At 68.2% G+C, this 17,327-nt stretch carries 11 protein-coding genes and 2 pseudogenes; 8 read left to right on the top strand and 5 right to left on the bottom strand.

The genetic code is table 11. From position 1 onward, the window contains the following. The first annotated feature begins 46 nt into the window (after positions 1–46). The 5 genes and pseudogenes from hspQ to IEW34_RS06495 all read left to right on the top strand — a co-directional run bounded on the left by hspQ (position 47) and on the right by IEW34_RS06495 (position 3,756). The gene (hspQ, locus tag IEW34_RS06515; RefSeq protein WP_188608337.1) at positions 47–376 is read left to right on the top strand and encodes a heat shock protein HspQ; all 330 of its coding nucleotides are present in this window, start codon (positions 47–49) and stop codon (positions 374–376) included. 106 nt (positions 377–482) lie between these two features. Continuing rightward, a pseudogene (locus IEW34_RS30465) lies at positions 483–1,112 on the top strand (Tll0287-like domain-containing protein); the annotation flags it as partial. A 90-nt stretch (positions 1,113–1,202) separates the two neighbouring features. After that, a pseudogene (locus IEW34_RS06505) lies at positions 1,203–2,114 on the top strand (sensor histidine kinase); the annotation flags it as partial. Further along, on the top strand, positions 2,111–2,509 hold the full coding sequence (locus IEW34_RS06500; RefSeq protein ID WP_188608336.1) for a response regulator: 399 nt from the start codon (positions 2,111–2,113) through the stop codon (positions 2,507–2,509). The pseudogene IEW34_RS06505 and the gene IEW34_RS06500, both read left to right, overlap by 4 nt. Next, positions 2,506–3,756 (top strand): adenylate/guanylate cyclase domain-containing protein, encoded by a 1,251-nt coding sequence (locus IEW34_RS06495; RefSeq protein ID WP_188608335.1) that lies wholly within the window; start codon positions 2,506–2,508, stop codon positions 3,754–3,756. Before IEW34_RS06500 ends, IEW34_RS06495 begins: the two co-directional genes overlap by 4 nt. Before the next feature lie 189 nt (positions 3,757–3,945). Here IEW34_RS06495 and IEW34_RS06490 read toward each other — a convergent pair whose 3' ends face one another. Continuing rightward, on the bottom strand, positions 3,946–4,722 hold the full coding sequence (locus tag IEW34_RS06490) for an invasion associated locus B family protein (protein WP_188608334.1): 777 nt from the start codon (positions 4,720–4,722) through the stop codon (positions 3,946–3,948). 511 nt (positions 4,723–5,233) lie between these two features. Between IEW34_RS06490 and IEW34_RS06485 the strand changes: the two genes are divergently transcribed. After that, positions 5,234–7,054: an extracellular solute-binding protein gene (locus IEW34_RS06485; protein ID WP_188608333.1), complete on the top strand. Its 1,821-nt coding sequence runs from the start codon at positions 5,234–5,236 to the stop codon at positions 7,052–7,054. A gap of 303 nt (positions 7,055–7,357) precedes the next feature. Next, entirely contained in the window at positions 7,358–8,047 is a 690-nt protein-coding gene (locus IEW34_RS06480; protein WP_188608332.1) for a DsbA family oxidoreductase, read from the top strand. A gap of 161 nt (positions 8,048–8,208) precedes the next feature. Here IEW34_RS06480 and mfd read toward each other — a convergent pair whose 3' ends face one another. Both mfd and IEW34_RS06470 read right to left on the bottom strand, forming a co-directional pair. After that, a complete protein-coding gene (gene mfd / locus IEW34_RS06475; RefSeq protein ID WP_188608331.1) occupies positions 8,209–11,733 on the bottom strand; it encodes a transcription-repair coupling factor in 3,525 nt (1,174 codons plus the stop codon). A 161-nt stretch (positions 11,734–11,894) separates the two neighbouring features. Next, positions 11,895–12,191 (bottom strand): FAD assembly factor SdhE, encoded by a 297-nt coding sequence (locus IEW34_RS06470; protein ID WP_188608330.1) that lies wholly within the window; start codon positions 12,189–12,191, stop codon positions 11,895–11,897. Between the two features lie 127 nt (positions 12,192–12,318). On the opposite strand from IEW34_RS06470, the gene recG reads away from it, so the two are divergent. Then, the gene (recG, locus tag IEW34_RS06465) at positions 12,319–14,415 is read left to right on the top strand and encodes an ATP-dependent DNA helicase RecG (protein WP_188608329.1); all 2,097 of its coding nucleotides are present in this window, start codon (positions 12,319–12,321) and stop codon (positions 14,413–14,415) included. A gap of 21 nt (positions 14,416–14,436) precedes the next feature. Here the strand turns inward: recG and IEW34_RS06460 are convergent, their stop codons facing one another. Continuing rightward, entirely contained in the window at positions 14,437–15,186 is a 750-nt protein-coding gene (locus IEW34_RS06460) for a DUF502 domain-containing protein (RefSeq protein WP_188608328.1), read from the bottom strand. Positions 15,187–15,272: 86 nt separating this feature from the next. Then, complete coding sequence (glmS, locus tag IEW34_RS06455) at positions 15,273–17,099, bottom strand: glutamine--fructose-6-phosphate transaminase (isomerizing) (protein ID WP_188608327.1); 1,827 nt, start codon at positions 17,097–17,099, stop codon at positions 15,273–15,275. Between the last annotated feature and the right edge of the window lie 228 nt (positions 17,100–17,327).

Here is a 17,327-nt window from a genome sequence, read left to right as displayed (position 1 = left end):
CCTTCAGACCCGCCGCGCTGGTTCGGACAAGAGCGGAGATTAGGCGATGAAATTCGGCGCCGCCAAGTTTGCCATCGGGCAGGTGGTCCGCCACCGCGTCTACCCGTTCCGGGGCGTGATATTCGACGTCGACCCGGAATTCAACAACACCGAGGAATGGTGGCAGTCGATCCCCGAAGAGGTGCGGCCGCGCAAAGACCAGCCCTTCTACCATCTGCTCGCCGAGAACGCCGAAACCCAGTACGTCGCCTACGTCTCCGAACAGAACCTGCTGCCCGACACCACCGGGAATCCGGTGCGCCATCCGCGCATCGATGAGATGTTCGAACGCGACAACGACGGCTCCTATCGGGCACGCTCCAACCACGCCCATTGACGGCGCGACGCCCCGGGGCGTCCATAATTGACGATCATGATCTAGCGCGCGCTCCCGGTTGGGGAGGGACTACTCGATCGGAAGGGGCGGGCAAAAGTTCGGTTAGATGACGACGTCTGAGCGGGCGATGCGCCGGGGAAGCGCCAGGGGTGCGGCAGTGACACATGCTCTCAGCCACATCAGAACCGGTCGCTTCGCGATCATCCTGATACTGCTCGCCCTGGCCGGGCTGCCCGTTGCGGTCTGGCTCGATCTGCGCTCCCTGTCGGAGAACATGCTGCGCCGCCAGGCCGGCGAGGTCGGGCGGGTCATCGACGATATGCGCGCGTTCTACGCCAGCGATGTGGTGGCCCGCATCCAATCCGCCCCCGGCACCGTGCGGATCACTGAAAACTACAAGGACATCGATCACGCTATCCCCATCCCGGCGACCCTGTCGATCGAGCTCGGCCGCATGATCAGCAGCCGCGATGGCAACGTCCGTTACGCCTTCATTTCCGACCTGCCGTTCCAGGGCCGCAAGCCCTACAGCCTCGACGCATTCGAAACAGATGCCCTCGCCGAGCTGCGGCGCCATCCCAAGGAGACCGTTTCCGAGGTCAGCGGCTCGGTGTTCGACCGCCAGGTGCGGATCGCCACCCCGATCATCATGGGGCAGGCCTGCGTCAACTGCCACAACGCGCACCCGCAAAGCCCCAAGACCGACTGGAAGGTCGGCGACGTCCGCGGCATTCAGGAGATCACGGTCGTCCAGCCGATCGAGGCCAACATCTTCGCCTTCAAATACCTGCTGGTCTACCTCGTGGCCGCGGCGGCGGGCGGCATCGTGCTGCTGCTCATGCAACAGCGCGACCAGCGCGAGCTCAAGCTCGCCAAGGACAAGGCCGAGGTGGCGCTGACCGGTCTGCAGGCGGCACAGGCCCAGCTGGTCACCCGCGAGAAGCTTGCCTCGCTCGGCCAGCTCACCGCCGGCATTGCGCACGAGATCAAGAACCCGCTCAATTTCGTCAACAACTTCGCCGACCTGTCGGCCGATCTGGTGCGCGAGCTGCGCAGCCTGCTGACCGGCGTAAAGCTCGACAAGGAAACCAAGACGGAGGTCGACGACATCGGCGACATGCTGGAGGGCAACCTCGCCAAGGTGGTCGAGCATGGCAAACGCGCCGATTCCATCGTCAAGAACATGCTGCTGCATTCGCGCGAGGGCGTCGGCGAGCGCCGCGCGGTGGACCTCAATGCTCTCGTCGAGGAGAGCCTCAACCTGGCCTATCACGGTGCCAGAGCGGAGAAGCAGGGTTTCAACGTCACGCTGGAGCGCTCCTTCGACGCGACGATCGGCGCCGTGGAGCTCTATCCGCAGGAATTCATCCGCGTTCTGATCAATCTGATCGGCAACGGCTTTTATGCGTCGCAGCAGCGCAAGAAGGCGGCCGAGCCCGGCTTCGAGCCGGCGTTGCGGGTCGCCACGAAAAATTTAGGTGACCGGGTAGAGATCCGCGTGCGAGACAACGGCGTAGGCATACCTGCGGAGGTTAAGGCTAAGATCTTCAACCCGTTCTTCACGACGAAGCCGGCCGGTGAAGGAACGGGCCTCGGGCTTTCGCTCAGCTATGATATCGTCGTGAAGCAACACGGCGGCACTCTGGAGGTCGAAACCGAGCCCGGCTCGTTCACGGAATTCGTCGTCAGGCTGCCGCGCGGCGCCGCAGCGCAGCCGCAGGCGAGGAGACGCAAGTGAGCGCGTGTATCTTGATCGTCGATGACGAAAAGGACGTGGAGATGCTGTTCCGGCAGCAGTTTCGCCGCGAGCTGCGCGCCGGGCGGTTCGTCATGGATTTCGCGCTGTCGGGCGAAGAGGCGCTGCGCAAGCTCATCGACGCCGACGGCGAACGCCCCGTCCTGCTCGTCTCCGACATCAACATGCCCGGCATGAGCGGCCTGGATCTGGTCCCCCGCGCGAAGGAGGTCCGGCCCGATCTGCCGATCGTAATGATCACCGCCTACGGCGACGCGCGCACGCGGGAGGTCGCGCTGGCGCGCGGTGCCGACGAGCTTTTGACCAAGCCGATCGACTTTCTGGCGTTGCGCAGCGAGATCGACGCACGGGTAGGTGGAAGCGGACAGCTGCCGTGATCACGATCCTCGTCGTCGACGACGAGCCGGACCTGGAGCCCCTGTTGCTGCAGCGGTTCAGGCGCCAGATCCGCGCCGGCCAGCTTGCCTTCCTGTTCGCGCACGATGGCGTCGAAGCGCTGTCCCTGATCGAGAGCCACGTCGGCATCGATGTGGTGGTGAGCGACATCAACATGCCGCGCATGGATGGACTCGCCCTGCTGGAGCGCCTGCAGCAGACCGACGAGGATGTCTCGACCGTCATCGTCTCCGCCTACGGCGACATGGCCAACATCCGCTCCGCCATGAATCGCGGTGCGTTCGACTTCGTCACCAAGCCGATCGACTTTACCGACCTCGAGACGACGATCGACAAGACGCTGCGCCATATCACCCGCATCCGCGAGGCGCGCCAGCGGCAGCTCGACGCCGAGCGCGCCCATGCCGCGCTGTCGCGCTACTTCTCGCCCAACCTTGCGGAACGCCTCGCCATCGACGCCCAGCGGTTGAACGGCGGCGAGCGCCGCGACGTCACCTCGCTGTTCACCGACGTGACCGGCTTCACCAAGCTGGTCGAAGCGATCGATCCCACGGTGCTGGCGGCGCTGCTCAACGACTACCTCATCGGCATGACAGACATCGTCTTCGCGCACGAGGGCACCGTGGCGAAGATCGTCGGCGATGCGTTGCACGTGCTGTTCGGAGCGCCCGGCGATCAGCCCGATCACGCCAGCCGTGCCGTCGCCTGCGCTCTCGAGCTGGATGCCTTCGCCGAAGAGTTCCGCAGGCGCTGGTCGTGCGACAAGGGGATCGATGTGGGCGCCACACGGATCGGTGCGCATGCGGGACCTGCCATCGTCGGCAACTTCGGCGGCGGCCGGTTTTTCGACTACACGGCCTACGGCGACACCATCAACACCGCGGCGCGGCTCGAATCGGCCAACAAACCGCTCGGCACGCGCATCTGTGTCAGCGCCAACCTGGCGGATCGGGTCGACGGCTTCGGCGGGCGTCCGATCGGCGATCTGTTGCTGCGCGGCAAGGCGGAGGCATTGCGAGCGTGGGAGCCGCTGTCCGAGGCGGCGCTCGCCGATCCCGCGACCCGCAGCTATCATGAGGCCTTCGCCAAGCTCGAGCGCAACGATTCAGGCACGATCGCCGCCTTCGCCGCGCTGGTCGGCCAGCGGCCGCTCGACGGCCTCGCGAGCTATCACCTCAAGCGGCTGCTCAATGGCGCCACCGGTCCCCGGATCGACCTCGCGGGCTAAAGCTTCGCCATGGGATGGATGGCCGGGTCAAGCCCGACCGTGACGTTGAGAATAGAAATGGTCGGGCCTGACCCGACCATCCATCGACTTGAAAGCAAAAACCCGTCGCCAAGACCCGAGCCGCACGATCGTGCGGGCGCGGCCGGCAGTGGCGCCCCGACGCCCTATCGGCCTCGGAGCGCGGTCGCCTTACTGCTTGGGCGCGGGAGCCGGGACGGTCGGAGCCGGAGCGGCGCCGGCCGCCGGTGCTGCCTGGCCCGAGGCCTCCATCTTCTTGCGCATCTCTTCGCTGCGCTTCTGCAGCTCTTCCTGCAGCTTCTTCTGCTGCTCCTCGAGCACCTTCGGGTCGATCGCCGCCCCGTCGAAGCCCTTCTGGAATCCGGCCAGCGGCACCTGGAAGGTGACCACGTTGGCGACCTGGTTCTGGACGCTGACGTTGACGGTCGTCGCCTTCTTCAGGGCGGTGATGTCGGCTTCCTTGATCGGCACCTCGGCGAAGCAGCCGTTGGGGAAGCAGAGCGCGAAGCGGCCTTCGGTGGCCTGGCCCTGATCGACGGTGACGCGGATGCCCGGCTGGATCAGCAGGCCGAGCGGGAGCAGGAAGCGCATCATCTTCGCCGGCTCGCCCTTCACGTCATAGACGGCGACGGCGAGGACGGGCTGCCCCTGGTCGGAGACGAAGTCGCGTGTGGTGTAGCAGATTTCCTTCTGGTTCGACGGATCCTTGCCGCACACCTTGGTCCAGTCCGGCTGCGACGGCTCGGACTTCACGGCAACCACGGTCGGGCCGGAGGGGGCGCCCTGCTGCTGCGCCGGGGCCGGCTGCTGGGCGGGGGCCGGCTGCGCCGCCGGCTTCTTCTGCTGCGCGAATGCTGCGGCCGGAGCCAGCGCGGCCATGCTGGCGGCGAGCAGTCCCACAGCCGCGCGGGCCGCGCCGAGGCGCGCAGACCTGTTGATGAATGTCATGCAAGATATCCCTTCGATCACAGCACGGACCCCGGTGCGCTCTTGTTTAATGCGCAGGCATGCGCCGTCGAGCGCCTTTACACATGTCGTTGATGTCGATCATTGCCAGAGGAAGAGCCCGTTTTGCGGTATGCCGCGGTATTGACCCGAAGAGCGCCTCTGCGCCCTGCTCGCCCTCGATCGGCACGACGTGCTTCGGTTGCGAATAAGGCGGATGAATGACCGACAAAGTTGGGGTCCCTTTACCCCCTAACCCGCCCCGTTTCCAGTCCCTTCGGCGCTCGACCCTGCCCGCGGCCTCGCGCGCCAAGGCGGTGGCCGCCCGCGCGCTCGACCGCTTGACTGCCGGCGTGCTCGCCCCGCCCCGCCCGGGCGCGTTGCCAACGCGCGACACGAAAGGACTTGATCGGATTCGGGCGACAAGAAAACGCTCAGGTTCGCGGCCACAGAGGGCCGTCCCTGATTCGCCCAGCCCGGTGCCGTCCTTGCGGAACCCTCCTTCCATCCGTCCATGCTGATACTTGGCCGCTTTTCGTACCGCGCCGGCCTCGTCGCACTCGCCCTGGCGATCTCGGCTGGAGCCGGCGCGCGCGAGAGCAACGGCATCGCCATGCACGGCGAACCCCGGCTGCAAGCCGGCTTCGACCGATTGTCCTACGCGGCCCCCGACGGCGCCGGCGGGGGCCGGCTGACGCTCGGCGTCCCGGGCACCTTCGACAGCCTCAACCCCTTCCCGGTGAAGGGGCTCACAGCCGCGCTCGGGGTGGCAACGCTCAGCATCGACTCGCTGATGAAGCGCTCGCTCGACGAGCCCTTCACGCTGTACGGGCTCATCGCCCGGTCGATCGAGACGCCGGACGACCGCTCCTACGTCACATTCCGGCTCGACCCCCGCGCAAAATTCTCCGATGGTGTCCCGATCACCGCCGACGACGTGAAGTTCAGCCTGGAGCTGCTCAGGAAAAGCGGCCGGCCGAACTACCGCAACTCCTACGCCAAGGTCTCGCGCATCGAGATCATCGATCCGCATACCATCCGGTTCGACCTCAGCCAGGCCGACGACCGGGAGCTGCCGCTCATCCTCGGCCTGATGCCGGTGCTGCCCAAGCACGCGACGGACGCGGCGCACTTCGACGCTGCCGGGTTCAAACCGCTGGTCGGCTCCGGGCCCTACATGGTCGACACGGTCAAGCCCGGCGAGAGCATCACCTACCGGCGCGACCCTGCGTACTGGGGCGCCGAGCTTCCCGTCAACCGGGGCACCATCAACTTCAACGAGATCCGCTACGACTATTACCGCGACGCCAACAGCCTGTTCGAAGCGTTCAAGGCGGGGCTCTACGACGTCAGGGTTGAGCACGATCCTGCCCGCTGGACGCAGGCCTATGACATCCCGGCTGTCAATGACGGGCGCATTGTCAAGGAACATCCGCGCTCGTTGTTGCCCAAGGGCATGTCGGGATTCGTCTTCAACACGCGCCGTGCCAAGTTTACCGACATCCGCGTCCGCGAAGCTCTATCGTACCTGTTCGACTTCGATTGGGTGAACCGTAATCTCTACTACGGGCTCTACGAGCGCACGAGCAGCTACTTCGCGGAATCACCGATGGCCTCCACGGGACGGCCGGCCGGTCCGTTGGAGCGCAAGCTCCTCGCGCCGTTTCCAAACGCCGTGCGGGCGGACATCATGGACGGCAGCTGGCGTCCCGCCTCGGCCGACGGCACGGGGCGGGACCGAGAGGCCTTCCAGCGCGCGCTGACGCAGCTGGAGGCCGCCGGCCTGCGCCTCGACGGCAGCGCCCTGAAGCAGCCGAGCGGCGAGCCGCTGACGATCGAGATCATGGTGGTCACCCGCGAGCAGGAGCGGCTGGCTCTCAACCTGGCCGACAGTCTGCGTTGGATCGGCATCGCGACGCGCGTGCGGCTCGTCGACACGGTTCAGTACGAGCGTCGCCGCCAGCGTTTCGACTACGACATGATCATCGCGTCCTGGCCGGTGTCGCCGTCGCCGGGCAACGAACAGTACTTCCGCTGGGGCTCGCAATCGGCGGATCGGGAGGCGTCCTTCAACTTCGCGGGCGCCCGCTCGCCGGCGGTCGACGCCATGATCGCCGCGCTGCTGGCCGCAGACAGCGCGGAGGCGTTCGACGCGGCGGCCCGCGCGCTCGACCGCACGCTGCTCTCCGGCTTCTACGTCATTCCCCTCTTCCACCTCTCGGACTTCTGGATCGCCCGCACGAACCGCATCGGCCGGCCGGCGCAATTGCCCCTCTACGGCCCCTACCCGGAGCAGTGGTGGCAGGCGCGCGACACCGCGCCGGTCAGCCGCTAGAGAGCCTTTCCGCGTTTCTTCGAATCGCGAAAGGCTCTATCTGATTGTTTTGTCGCGTTTTCTTCACGCGAACCGGCGTCCACTTCGCTCGAAAACGCTCTAGAACATTTCGCCAGTGGAGAGGATCATCGAAGGCGCGGAACACGCTCCAATGTGGTGGATCCGACGGTCTATCCGGCCGTTGCCCCACGCGGGCTTGCCGCAGGCGTGAGAACCATCGGGCGGTCCGGACTGCTTCGCGCTTTACCCCTCGGTCGGGCGGCGCATAATGCCGGCGCCCGACCGCCACGTGGAGATGCCCCCGTGTCCTCAGCCCAAGCCCTGCCCATCCATGTCGATGTGGTCTCGGATGTCGTCTGCCCGTGGTGCTTCATCGGCAAGCGCCGCATCGAGCATGCCATTGCTCTGGCGCCTGATGTCGCCGTCGCGCTGACCTGGCGGCCGTTCCAGCTCGACGCGACTATTCCCCGCCAGGGGCTCGACCGCCAGGAGTATATGCAGCGCAAGTTCGGCAGCCTCGAGAAGGTGCGCTCCATCTCCGAACGGCTGACGGCGGAAGGCGAGAAGGAGGGCATCGGATTCCGCTTCGACCGCATCAAGCGCTCGCCCAACACGCTCGATGCGCACCGGCTGATCCGCTGGGCCGGGGCTGCCGACGTCCAGGGCGCGGTGGTGGAGGCGCTGTTCACCCGCTTCTTCATCGAAGGCGACGACATCGGCGACGCGACCGTGCTCAAGGCGATCGCGGCCGAGGCCGGCATGGATGCCGACGTCGTCGGCGAGTTGCTGGCCGGCGACGCCGATGTCGGTCGCGTCCAGGAGGAGATCGGCTACGCGGCGGAGGGCGGGGTGACGGGCGTGCCCTGCTTTATTTTCGCCGAGCGGCTGGCCATTCCGGGCGCGCAGGAGCCGGCGACGCTCGCCCGTTACATGCAGCGCATCGCGGCCAAGATCGCGGGCGAGAACGTCGCCACCGCAAACGCCCCGGCCTGAGCCGGCGGCAAGTCCGGCCGATCGGACGATCGCATCCGATCGGGACGGGCGCCTAGAGCATTTCCGCGTTTCTTCGAATCGCCGAAATGCTCTATCTGTTTGTTTTGTCGCGTTTTCTTCACGCGAACCGGCGTCCACTTCGCTCGAAAACGTTCTGGCCCTCACGCTGCCTTCTTGCGCTCGGCGATGCGCACGAGATCGCGCAGCAACCGGGCCGTGCCCTTGAGCCTGGCCTCGGGCGTATCGAAGTCGTCGATGAAGACGATGGTCATGTCCGGCCGCACCTTGGCCAGCGAGCCCTGCTCGGCCACGTAGCCGACCAGCCCTTCGGGATTGGCGAAGCTGTTGTCGCGGAAGGAGACGACGATGCCCTTGGGTCCCGCCTCCACCTTGGCGACGTTGGCGCGCAGACACAATGCCTTGATGGCGACCAGCTTCAGCAGTTGCTCCACCTCCTGCGGCAGCGGCCCGAAGCGATCGATCATCTCGGCGCCGAACGCCTCGATCTCCTGGTCGCTCTCCAGCGTCGACAGGCGCTTGTAAAGGCCGAGCCGGAGCTGGATATCGGGGACGTAGGGCTCCGGGATCATCACGGCCGTGCCGATGGTGATCGTCGGCGACCATTGCTCGTCGCCGACCGTGTCCTCCACGCCGGCCTTGAGCTGCGCGACGGCCTCCTCGAGCATCTGCTGATAGAGTTCGTAGCCGACCTCGCGGATGTGGCCGGACTGCTCGTCGCCCAAGAGATTGCCGGCGCCGCGGATGTCGAGGTCGTGGCTGGCGAGCTGGAAGCCGGCGCCCAGGGTGTCGAGGCTCTGGAGGACCTTGAGCCGCTTGTCGGCGGTCACCGTGATGGTGCGGTTGGCCGGCACCGTGAACAGGGCGTAGGCGCGCGTCTTCGACCGGCCGACCCGGCCGCGCAGCTGATAGAGCTGGGCCAGGCCGAACATGTCGGCCCGGTGCACGATCAGCGTGTTGGCGCGCGGGATGTCGAGACCCGACTCGATGATCGTGGTGGACAGCAGGATGTCGAACTTGCCCTCGTAGAAGGCGGTCATGACATCCTCGAGCTGCCCGGCGGGCATCTGGCCGTGCGCCACGGTCACCTTCGCCTCGGGCACGTGCTCGTCGAGGAAGGTCCTGACCTCGGCCAGATCCTCGATGCGCGGCACCACATAGAAGGATTGACCGCCGCGGTAGCGCTCGCGCAGCAGCGCCTCGCGGATGGTCAGCGGATCGAATGGCGTGACGAAAGTCCGCACCGCCAGGCGGTCGACCGGCGGGGTGGCGATGATCGACAGCTCGCGGACCCCGGTCAGCGCCAGCTGAAGCGTGCGCGGGATCGGCGTTGCCGACAGCGTCAGCACGTGCACCTCCGACCTGAGGGCCTTCAGCCGCTCCTTGTGCGCCACGCCGAAGTGCTGCTCCTCGTCGACGATGATGAGGCCGAGATCGCGGAACTTGATGGTCTTGCCCAGCAGCGCGTGGGTGCCCACGACGATGTCGACCTGGCCGTCGGCCAGCCCCGTCTTGACCTGCTTGAGCTCCGCGGCCGCAATCAGCCGCGACGCCTGCGCCAACTTGACCGGCAAGCCCTGGAAGCGCTGGACGAAGCCCTGGTAGTGCTGGCGCACCAGGAGCGTGGTGGGGGCGATGAGCGCCACCTGCTGGCCGGCCAGGGCGACGGCGAATGCCGCCCGCAGCGCCACCTCGGTCTTGCCGAAGCCGACGTCGCCGCAGATCAGCCGGTCCATGGGCCGGCCGCGGGCGAGATCGTCCATCACCGCGTCGATGGCGGTCTGCTGGTCCTCGGTCTCGTCGTAGGGGAAGCGAGCGGCGAACTCGTCGTAGAGGCCCGGTGGCGGCACCACCTTGGGCGCGTCCTGCAGCGCACGGGCGGCGGCGACCTTGATGAGCTCGCTCGCCATCTCGCGAATGCGCTTCTTGAGCTTGGCCTTGCGGGCCTGCCAGCCGACGCCGCCCAGCTTGTCGAGAACGACCTCGGTGTCTTCCGAGCCGTAGCGGGACAGAAGCTCGATATTCTCGACCGGCAGGAACAGCTTGTCGCCGCCGGCATAGTGGAGCTCCAGGCAGTCGTGCGGTGCGCCGCCGACGGTGATGGTCTGCAGGCCGACGAAGCGGCCGATGCCATGGTCGACGTGGACGACGACGTCGCCGGTGCTGAGGCTGCCGACCTCGGCGATGAAATCCTGCGCCCGCTTGGATCGGCGGGTCTGGCGGATCAGCCGGTCGCCGAGGACGTCCTGCTCGCAGACGACGGTGAGATCGCCGGTCTCGAAGCCCTCCTCCATGCCCCAGACCGCCATGCCGATCTCGGCTTGGGGCAGGGCCACGGCCCGGGCGAAGTTCGGCACCGGGCGCAGCCCCTTGACGCCGTGATCGGCCAGGACATGCGACAGGCGCTCGCGTGAGCCGTCCGACCAGGCGGCCACGACGACGCGGCGACCCTCGGCCTTGCGAGCCGCCATATGGCCAACCGCCGCTTCGAACACGTTGACCGTCTCGTCGGCCCGCTCCGGCGCGAAGCTGCGGCCCTGGCGCGCACCGAGGTCGATGACGGAGCGGCCGCCGCCCTCGGGCTGGGCGAACGGGGTGACCCGCGCGAAGTCCGCCTTCTGCAGGTATTGCGACCACTCGTCCGCTGCGAGGTAGAGCGTTTCGGGCCGGACCGGCTTGTAGGGAGCGCCGGCGCCGCTCACGCCCATGCCGGCGACGCGCGCCTCGTAGTAGTCGTTCACCTGGGCCAGACGCTCGCCGGCCACATCGTCGACGCGCTCGTCGAGCACCAGCGGCACACCCGGCAGAAAGTCGAGCAGCGTATCGAGCTTCTGGTGGAAGAGCGGCAGCCAGTGTTCGAGACCGGGATGGCGCCGGCCCTCGCTCACCGCTTCATAGAGCGTGTCGTCCCGCGTCGCCGCACCGAACGCGGCGACATACGCCTGGCGGAAGCGGCGGATGGTCTCGGTGGTGAGTTGCACCTCGCTCATCGGCACCAGGTCGAGCGAACGCAGCTGGCCCGTCGAGCGCTGCGTCTCCGGATCGAACGGGCGGATCGACTCCAGCGTGTCGCCGAAGAAGTCGAGGCGAATCGGCTGCGGCATGCCGGGCGCGTAGAGATCGAGGATGCCGCCGCGCAGGGCGTACTCGCCGGTGTCGCGCACCGTGCCGGTGCGGCTGAAGCCGTTGATCTCCAGCCACTGGATGAGCCCGTCCATGGCGATGGCGTTGCCCGGAGCGGCCGAGAAGGTTTCGGCGGCGATGCGCGCCCGCGGCGGCACCCGCTGCACGAGCGCGTTGACGGTGGTCAGCAGGATGCGCGGCCGCTCGGCCGACGATCGGGTGCGCGCCAGGCGCGACAGCACCGTCATGCGCCGCGCGGTGATGGCGCTGATCGGCGACACGCGATCGTAGGGCTGGCAGTCCCACGAGGGGAAGGTCAGCACCTCCACATCGGGCGCGACGAAGCTCAGGCCGCTTTCCACCAACGCCAGGCGCTGCCCCTGGCGGGCCACATAGGCGAGCGCGGCTGGCGCCTCGCCGGCCTGCGCCAGACCGCGGGCGAGGTCGGCGAGCACCAGCGGAACGAAGCTGTCGGGAACGCTGGAAAAGGTCGGCCGGTCGCCGCGCACGAGGGCGTCGAGCGCTTTCTTGAGGGACGCTGTCATCGGTCAAACATGATCATGCGGACGCCGGCGCGGAGACGCGCAAGCCGCCCAGGGGCGATTGAGGGCCGTGACGTCGCGGCCAAGAGCGGACGTGCTCCGACGACCTGCATCCGGAGCGGTTCTCCGCGCGCAGGAGGCTCCGCCCGCGCGGAGGGATATACTCAAAGGTGGACAGGGGCGGAATGGCTGTGAAAGGCGCGCAGGCGCTCGAGCACGGCCGAGCGGTAGTTGCCCGGCGTCTCGTTCTCGCCCGTGACCCAGCCGAAGACATCGCGATCCGGCACCTCGATCAGGCGCTCCAGCTCGTCGAGGTCGCCGTCCGACAGGCTCTCGATCTCGGCATCGACGAACTGACCCATCAGGAGATCCATCTCCCGTGTGCCGCGATGCCAGGCGCGGAAGAGAATGCGCCGGCGCCGGATGTCGAGGTTTGCGCTGGTGCGAGTTGAGCCGCTCATGGGTGCCTCCGTAGCGTCACGGCGAGGTGATCCGGACGGAGCGTCGACGGGGGCGCATCTCGTGTCGCGGTCGTGGGCTGGTATATAGCGTTGGGTCCCGCCCATGTCAGCCGTCACAAAGGGATCAATGCGGCCGTCCGTCCTCGATCCGCTCTTCGCCACCGTCGCCGTGATCCCCGGGATCGGACCGCGGCTGGCGCAATTGTTCGACCGCTTGCTCGGCTCGTCGACCCAGCCCGCGCGCCTGATCGATCTCCTGTTCCACCTGCCGACCGGCGTGATTGATCGCAGGTCTCGGCCTCTCGTTGCCGATGCGGTGCCCGGCGAGGTGGTCACGCTCGATGTGCGCGTCGCGCGCCATCAGCCTGCGCCGCCGCAGCGCGCGCGCAGCCCCTACCGCATCCTGGTCGAGGACGACACCGGGGACGTGACGCTCATCTATTTCGGCGGCGGCCGTCAGCGCCTGGAGAAGCTGCTGCCGGTCGGCGAGCGGCGCATCGTCTCCGGTCGCCTGGAGCTCCGGGACGGCCATCGGCAGATCGTGCACCCCGATCTCGTGCTGCGGCCGGACGAACTCGCGGGCGCCAGCTTGGTCGAGCCGGTCTATCCGCTGACCGAGGGGCTGAGCGGCCGCATCGTCGCCAAGGCCACGGCCGAGGCGCTGCGGCGCGTTCCGCAGCTGCCGGAATGGCAGGACATGGAGCGGCAAGGCGCCCTGCCACCGTTCGCCGCCGCGCTGCGCTCGCTGCATCAGCCTCCGGACGCGGAGGCGGCCGACCCGACAAGTCCCGGCCGGGCGCGCCTGGCGCTCGATGAGATCCTGGCGACGCAGCTGGCGCTGGGCCTGGTGCGCAGCCGGCGGCGGCGCACGCGCGGCCGCGTTCACCAGGGCGACGGCACACGCGTTGCGGCCATCCGCGCCGCCCTGCCCTTCAAGCTGACGGCTGCGCAGAGCACCGCGCTGGCGGAGATCGACGCCGATCTCGCCGCGCCCGACCGCATGCTGCGCCTGCTGCAGGGCGACGTCGGGTCCGGCAAGACGGTCTGCGCCCTGCTGGCCATGGCGCGGGTGGTGGAGGCCGGGCGCCAGGCGGCGCTGATGGCGCCGACCGAGATCCTGGCGCGGCAGCACCATGCCCGCATCGCCCCGCTCGCCCGGGCGGGCGGCCTGGAGGTGGCCGTGCTCACCGGCCGCGACAAGGCGGCCGAGCGCGCCGCCGTGCTCGACGGGCTGGCCTCCGGCCGCGTCCACGCGGTGGTCGGCACCCACGCGCTGTTCCAGGAGAGCGTGGCGTTCCGGGACCTCGGTCTCGCCGTCGTCGACGAGCAGCACCGATTCGGCGTGCACCAGCGGCTGGCGCTCGGCGCCAAGGGCGACAGCGTCGACCTCCTGGTGATGACGGCGACGCCGATCCCGCGCACCCTGGTGCTGACGCTGTTCGGCGACATGGACGTCTCCCTGCTGACCGAGAAGCCGGCGGGGCGCCAGCCGATCCAGACCCGCGCGGTGCCGCTGGAGCGGCTCGACGAAGTCGTAGGCGCCGTGGCGCGCGCCGCGGCCGGCGGCGCGCGCGTCTACTGGATCTGCCCGCTGGTGGCGGAGTCGGAGGAGCTCGACGTGGCAGCGGCGCAAGAGCGCTACGGCAGCCTGAACCAGGCGCTCGGCGCGGGCGTCGGGCTCCTGCACGGCAAGATGAACGCGCGCGACAAGGATGCCGCCATGGCGAGCTTTGCCGCGGGGGACACCCAGGTGCTGGTGGCAACGACCGTCGTCGAGGTGGGCGTCGACGTGCCCGAGGCGACGGTCATGGTGGTGGAGCACGCCGAGCGCTTCGGCCTCGCCCAGCTGCATCAGCTGCGCGGCCGCGTGGGGCGCGGCGGAGAGGCGTCGAGCTGCCTACTGCTCTACCGGGCGCCTCTCGGCCCGGTCGCCGAGGCGCGCCTCAGGATCATGCGCGAAACCGAAGACGGCTTCCGCATCGCCGAGGAGGACTTGAAGCTGCGCGGCCAGGGCGAGATCCTCGGCACGCGCCAATCCGGCGTGCCCGACTTCCGCTTCCTGCGGCCCGACATCGATGCCGACCTGATCGCCGCGGCGCGCGACGAGGCGCGGCTGGTGCTCGAGCGTGACCCGGAACTCACCAGCGCACGCGGCGAAGCGCTCCGGCTGCTGCTCTATCTGTTCGGGCGCGACGAGGCGATCCGCCTGTTGCGCGCGGGTTGAGGTCTCTCTGTCGCCGCGCGATCAGGCCGGCTCGCGCGCCTGGGCGGCGAGCGCCTGGAGCCGCTTCTGCTGGTCCTCGGGCTGGATCAGGCCGGCCGACATGACGAGCTTGGCCGCATCGTCCACCGAAACCGGCACGTCCAGCACGTCGCGACGCGGCAGGTAGAAGAAGAAGCCCGTCGTCGGGTTGGGCGTGCACGGCAGAAAGACGCCGACATACTCTCCGACCGGGGGCAGGGCTTCGGCCATGTCGCGCGGCGGGGCAGCGGCGATGAAGACGATCGACCACGTGCCGGGCGTCGGGAACTGGACCAGCCCGACCCTGCGGAAGGTGGTGCCGGACGGCGAGAACGCCGTCTCGAAGATCTGCTTGATGCCACGGTAGAGGCCGCTGACCACCGGCATGCGCTCGAGCAGGGTCTCGCCGGCCTCCACCAGGGAGCGGCCGACCAGATTGGCCGTGAGGAAGCCGAGCAGGGTGAGACCGACGAAGGCGACGATCAGCCCGAAGCCCGGGATCGACACCGGCAGGTAGGTATCCGGCCAATAGGCGGCCGGCACCAGCGGCTTCACCCAGGCGTCAACCAGGCCGACGATCCACCAGGTGATGTAGATGGTGAGCGCCAGCGGGCCGGCCACGATGAGGCCCGTGAGGAAATAGTTGCGAATCCGCGCGCGGGCCGAGATGCCCCGCTGGCCGTGCGTCGCAACGGCATCCGGCGGCGGCAGGCCCGCAGGCTCGGGATTCGGAGGATCGGTCTTGCTGCTCATGCCGCGCAATCAGCCCAACGACGATAACTGCATGCTCCGCCGATTCCACGGGCCGCACGGACCATCGGTTGCGCCGCAGCCCGAGCTTACTCGACCGTGACCGACTTTGCCAGATTGCGCGGCTGATCGACGTCCTTCCCCATGAAAACCGCGGCGTGGTAGGCGAGCAGTTGGACCGGCAGGGCGTACACCAGAGGGGCGACGATCGGATCCACATCCGGCATCTCGATGGTGGCGAAGGTATCGAGCGCCGCCTCGTGGGCGGCACGCGCGTCCCCCACCAGGATGATTCGCCCGCCGCGCGCCGCCACCTCCTGGATGTTCGAAACGGTCTTCTCCATCAGTTCGCCCGGGGGCGCGAGGACCACCACCGGCATGTGCTCGTCGACGAGCGCGATCGGGCCGTGCTTGAGCTCGCCGGCCGCATAGCCCTCGGCATGGATGTAGGACGTCTCCTTGAGCTTGAGCGCTCCTTCGAGCGCCAGGGGGAAGGACGTGCCGCGGCCGAGGTAAAGCACGTCGCTCGCCTTGGCGAGTTCGCGAGAGAGATGCTCGATATCGACCTCACGCTTCAGCGCCTCCGTCATCAGGCTCGGCACGCCGATCATGGCCTCGACGATGCGCCGCTCCTCGTCCGCCGAGAGCACGCCCCTGGCCCGCCCGGCCGCCACCGCGAGCGCCAGCAGCACGGCCAGCTGACACGTGAACGCCTTGGTCGAGGCGACGCCGATCTCCGGCCCGGCCAGCGTTGCCGCGGTCGTGTCGCTCTCGCGCGCGATCGTCGACGTCGCCACATTGACCACCGAGAGCACGTGCTGGCCCTCGCGCTTGGCGTAGCGGAGCGAGGCCAGCGTATCGGCGGTTTCGCCTGACTGCGAGATGAACAGGGCGAGCCCCCCCGGCGTCATCGGCACCTCCCGGTAGCGGAACTCGGAGGCGACGTCGATGTCCACCGGCAGTCGCGCCAGCTTCTCGAACCAGTAGCGCGCGACATAGCCGGCGAGATAGGCAGTGCCGCAGGCGCAGATGGTGAGACGCGACAGCGACTTGAAGTCGAAGGGGAACGGATCGGCGAAGGCGACGCGCAAGGCCGCCATGTCGACGTAGTGGGCGATGGTGCGGCCGACGACCTCGGGCTGCTCGTGGATCTCCTTTGCCATGAAATGGCGGTGGTTGCCCTTGTCGGCGAGGAAGGCGCCAGGCTGGATCTTCTGCCGGGCGCGAGTGACGGGGAAGCCGCCGGCATCGTGAATGATCGCACCCTGCCGATCGAGCTCCACCCAATCGCCCTCGTCGAGATACAGGATGTCGTCGGTGAACGGCGCGAGCGCCAGGGCGTCCGAGCCGAGGAACATCTCGCCGTCGCCATGCCCGACGGCCAGCGGCGCGCCGTGGCGCGCACCGATGAGCAGGTCGTCGTAGCCGGCGAAGAGGAAGGCGAGCGCGAATGCCCCCCGCAACCGCGGCAGCACGGCGGCCACCGCCTCACCGGGCAGCTTGCCGCGGGTGAGCTCGCGGTCGACCAGCCGCACCACCACCTCCGTGTCGGTGTCGGATTCGAACGCGGCGCCGTCCGCCTCGAGCTCGGCGCGCAACTCGCGAAAATTCTCGATGATGCCGTTGTGGACCACCGCCAGCCGCGCCGTGGCGTGGGGGTGGGCATTGGACTCGTTGGGCCGGCCGTGCGTCGCCCAGCGCGTGTGGCCGATGCCGGTCGCGCCGGGGAGTGGCCGCTCGCCCAGCCTGGCTTCCAGGTTGCGGAGCTTTCCCTCGGCGCGCCGCCGGCCGAGCGCGCCGTTCTGGACCGTGGCCACCCCAGCCGAATCGTAGCCCCGGTACTCGAGCCGCTTGAGCGCGTCCACCAGTTGCGCCGCTACATCCTGCTTCCCGAGAATGCCGATGATTCCGCACATCCGATCGCGTCTCCTGAGGGGCTTCTCTAGAGCAAAATCCCAAAAGGCGGACCCCGGCCTTTGGACAAGATCATGCTCAAAACAAAGGCTTGGAGCGAGATGGTGATATCATCCCGCTCAAGCCGCCGTAGACCGCCGGCGGGCCAACCCGGGGTGCGCGACCGCCGACGTCGTGGCCACGGCCTGGCCATCCGTGCGCCAACTCCGAAGATCGGCTTCGCCGTCAGC

The organism is Chelatococcus reniformis (assembly GCF_014640075.1).
In the GTDB taxonomy this organism is placed as follows: Bacteria; Pseudomonadota; Alphaproteobacteria; order Rhizobiales; family Beijerinckiaceae; genus Camelimonas; species Camelimonas reniformis.
The sequence above is the reverse complement of the archived record's forward strand: the minus strand, read 5'-3'. Positions and strand labels throughout refer to the sequence as shown.

Bases quoted from the DNA above. Each gene is read 5' to 3' on its own strand.
- hspQ (WP_188608337.1), top strand. From the start codon at position 47: ATGAAATTCGGCGCCGCCAAGTTTGCCATCGGGCAGGTGGTCCGCCAC.
- IEW34_RS06490 (WP_188608334.1), bottom strand. From the start codon at position 4,722: ATGACATTCATCAACAGGTCTGCGCGCCTCGGCGCGGCCCGCGCGGCT.
- IEW34_RS06485 (WP_188608333.1), top strand. From the start codon at position 5,234: ATGCTGATACTTGGCCGCTTTTCGTACCGCGCCGGCCTCGTCGCACTC.
- mfd (WP_188608331.1), bottom strand. From the start codon at position 11,733: ATGACAGCGTCCCTCAAGAAAGCGCTCGACGCCCTCGTGCGCGGCGAC.
- IEW34_RS06470 (WP_188608330.1), bottom strand. From the start codon at position 12,191: ATGAGCGGCTCAACTCGCACCAGCGCAAACCTCGACATCCGGCGCCGG.
- recG (WP_188608329.1), top strand. From the start codon at position 12,319: ATGCGGCCGTCCGTCCTCGATCCGCTCTTCGCCACCGTCGCCGTGATC.
- IEW34_RS06460 (WP_188608328.1), bottom strand. From the start codon at position 15,186: ATGAGCAGCAAGACCGATCCTCCGAATCCCGAGCCTGCGGGCCTGCCG.
- glmS (WP_188608327.1), bottom strand. From the start codon at position 17,099: ATGTGCGGAATCATCGGCATTCTCGGGAAGCAGGATGTAGCGGCGCAA.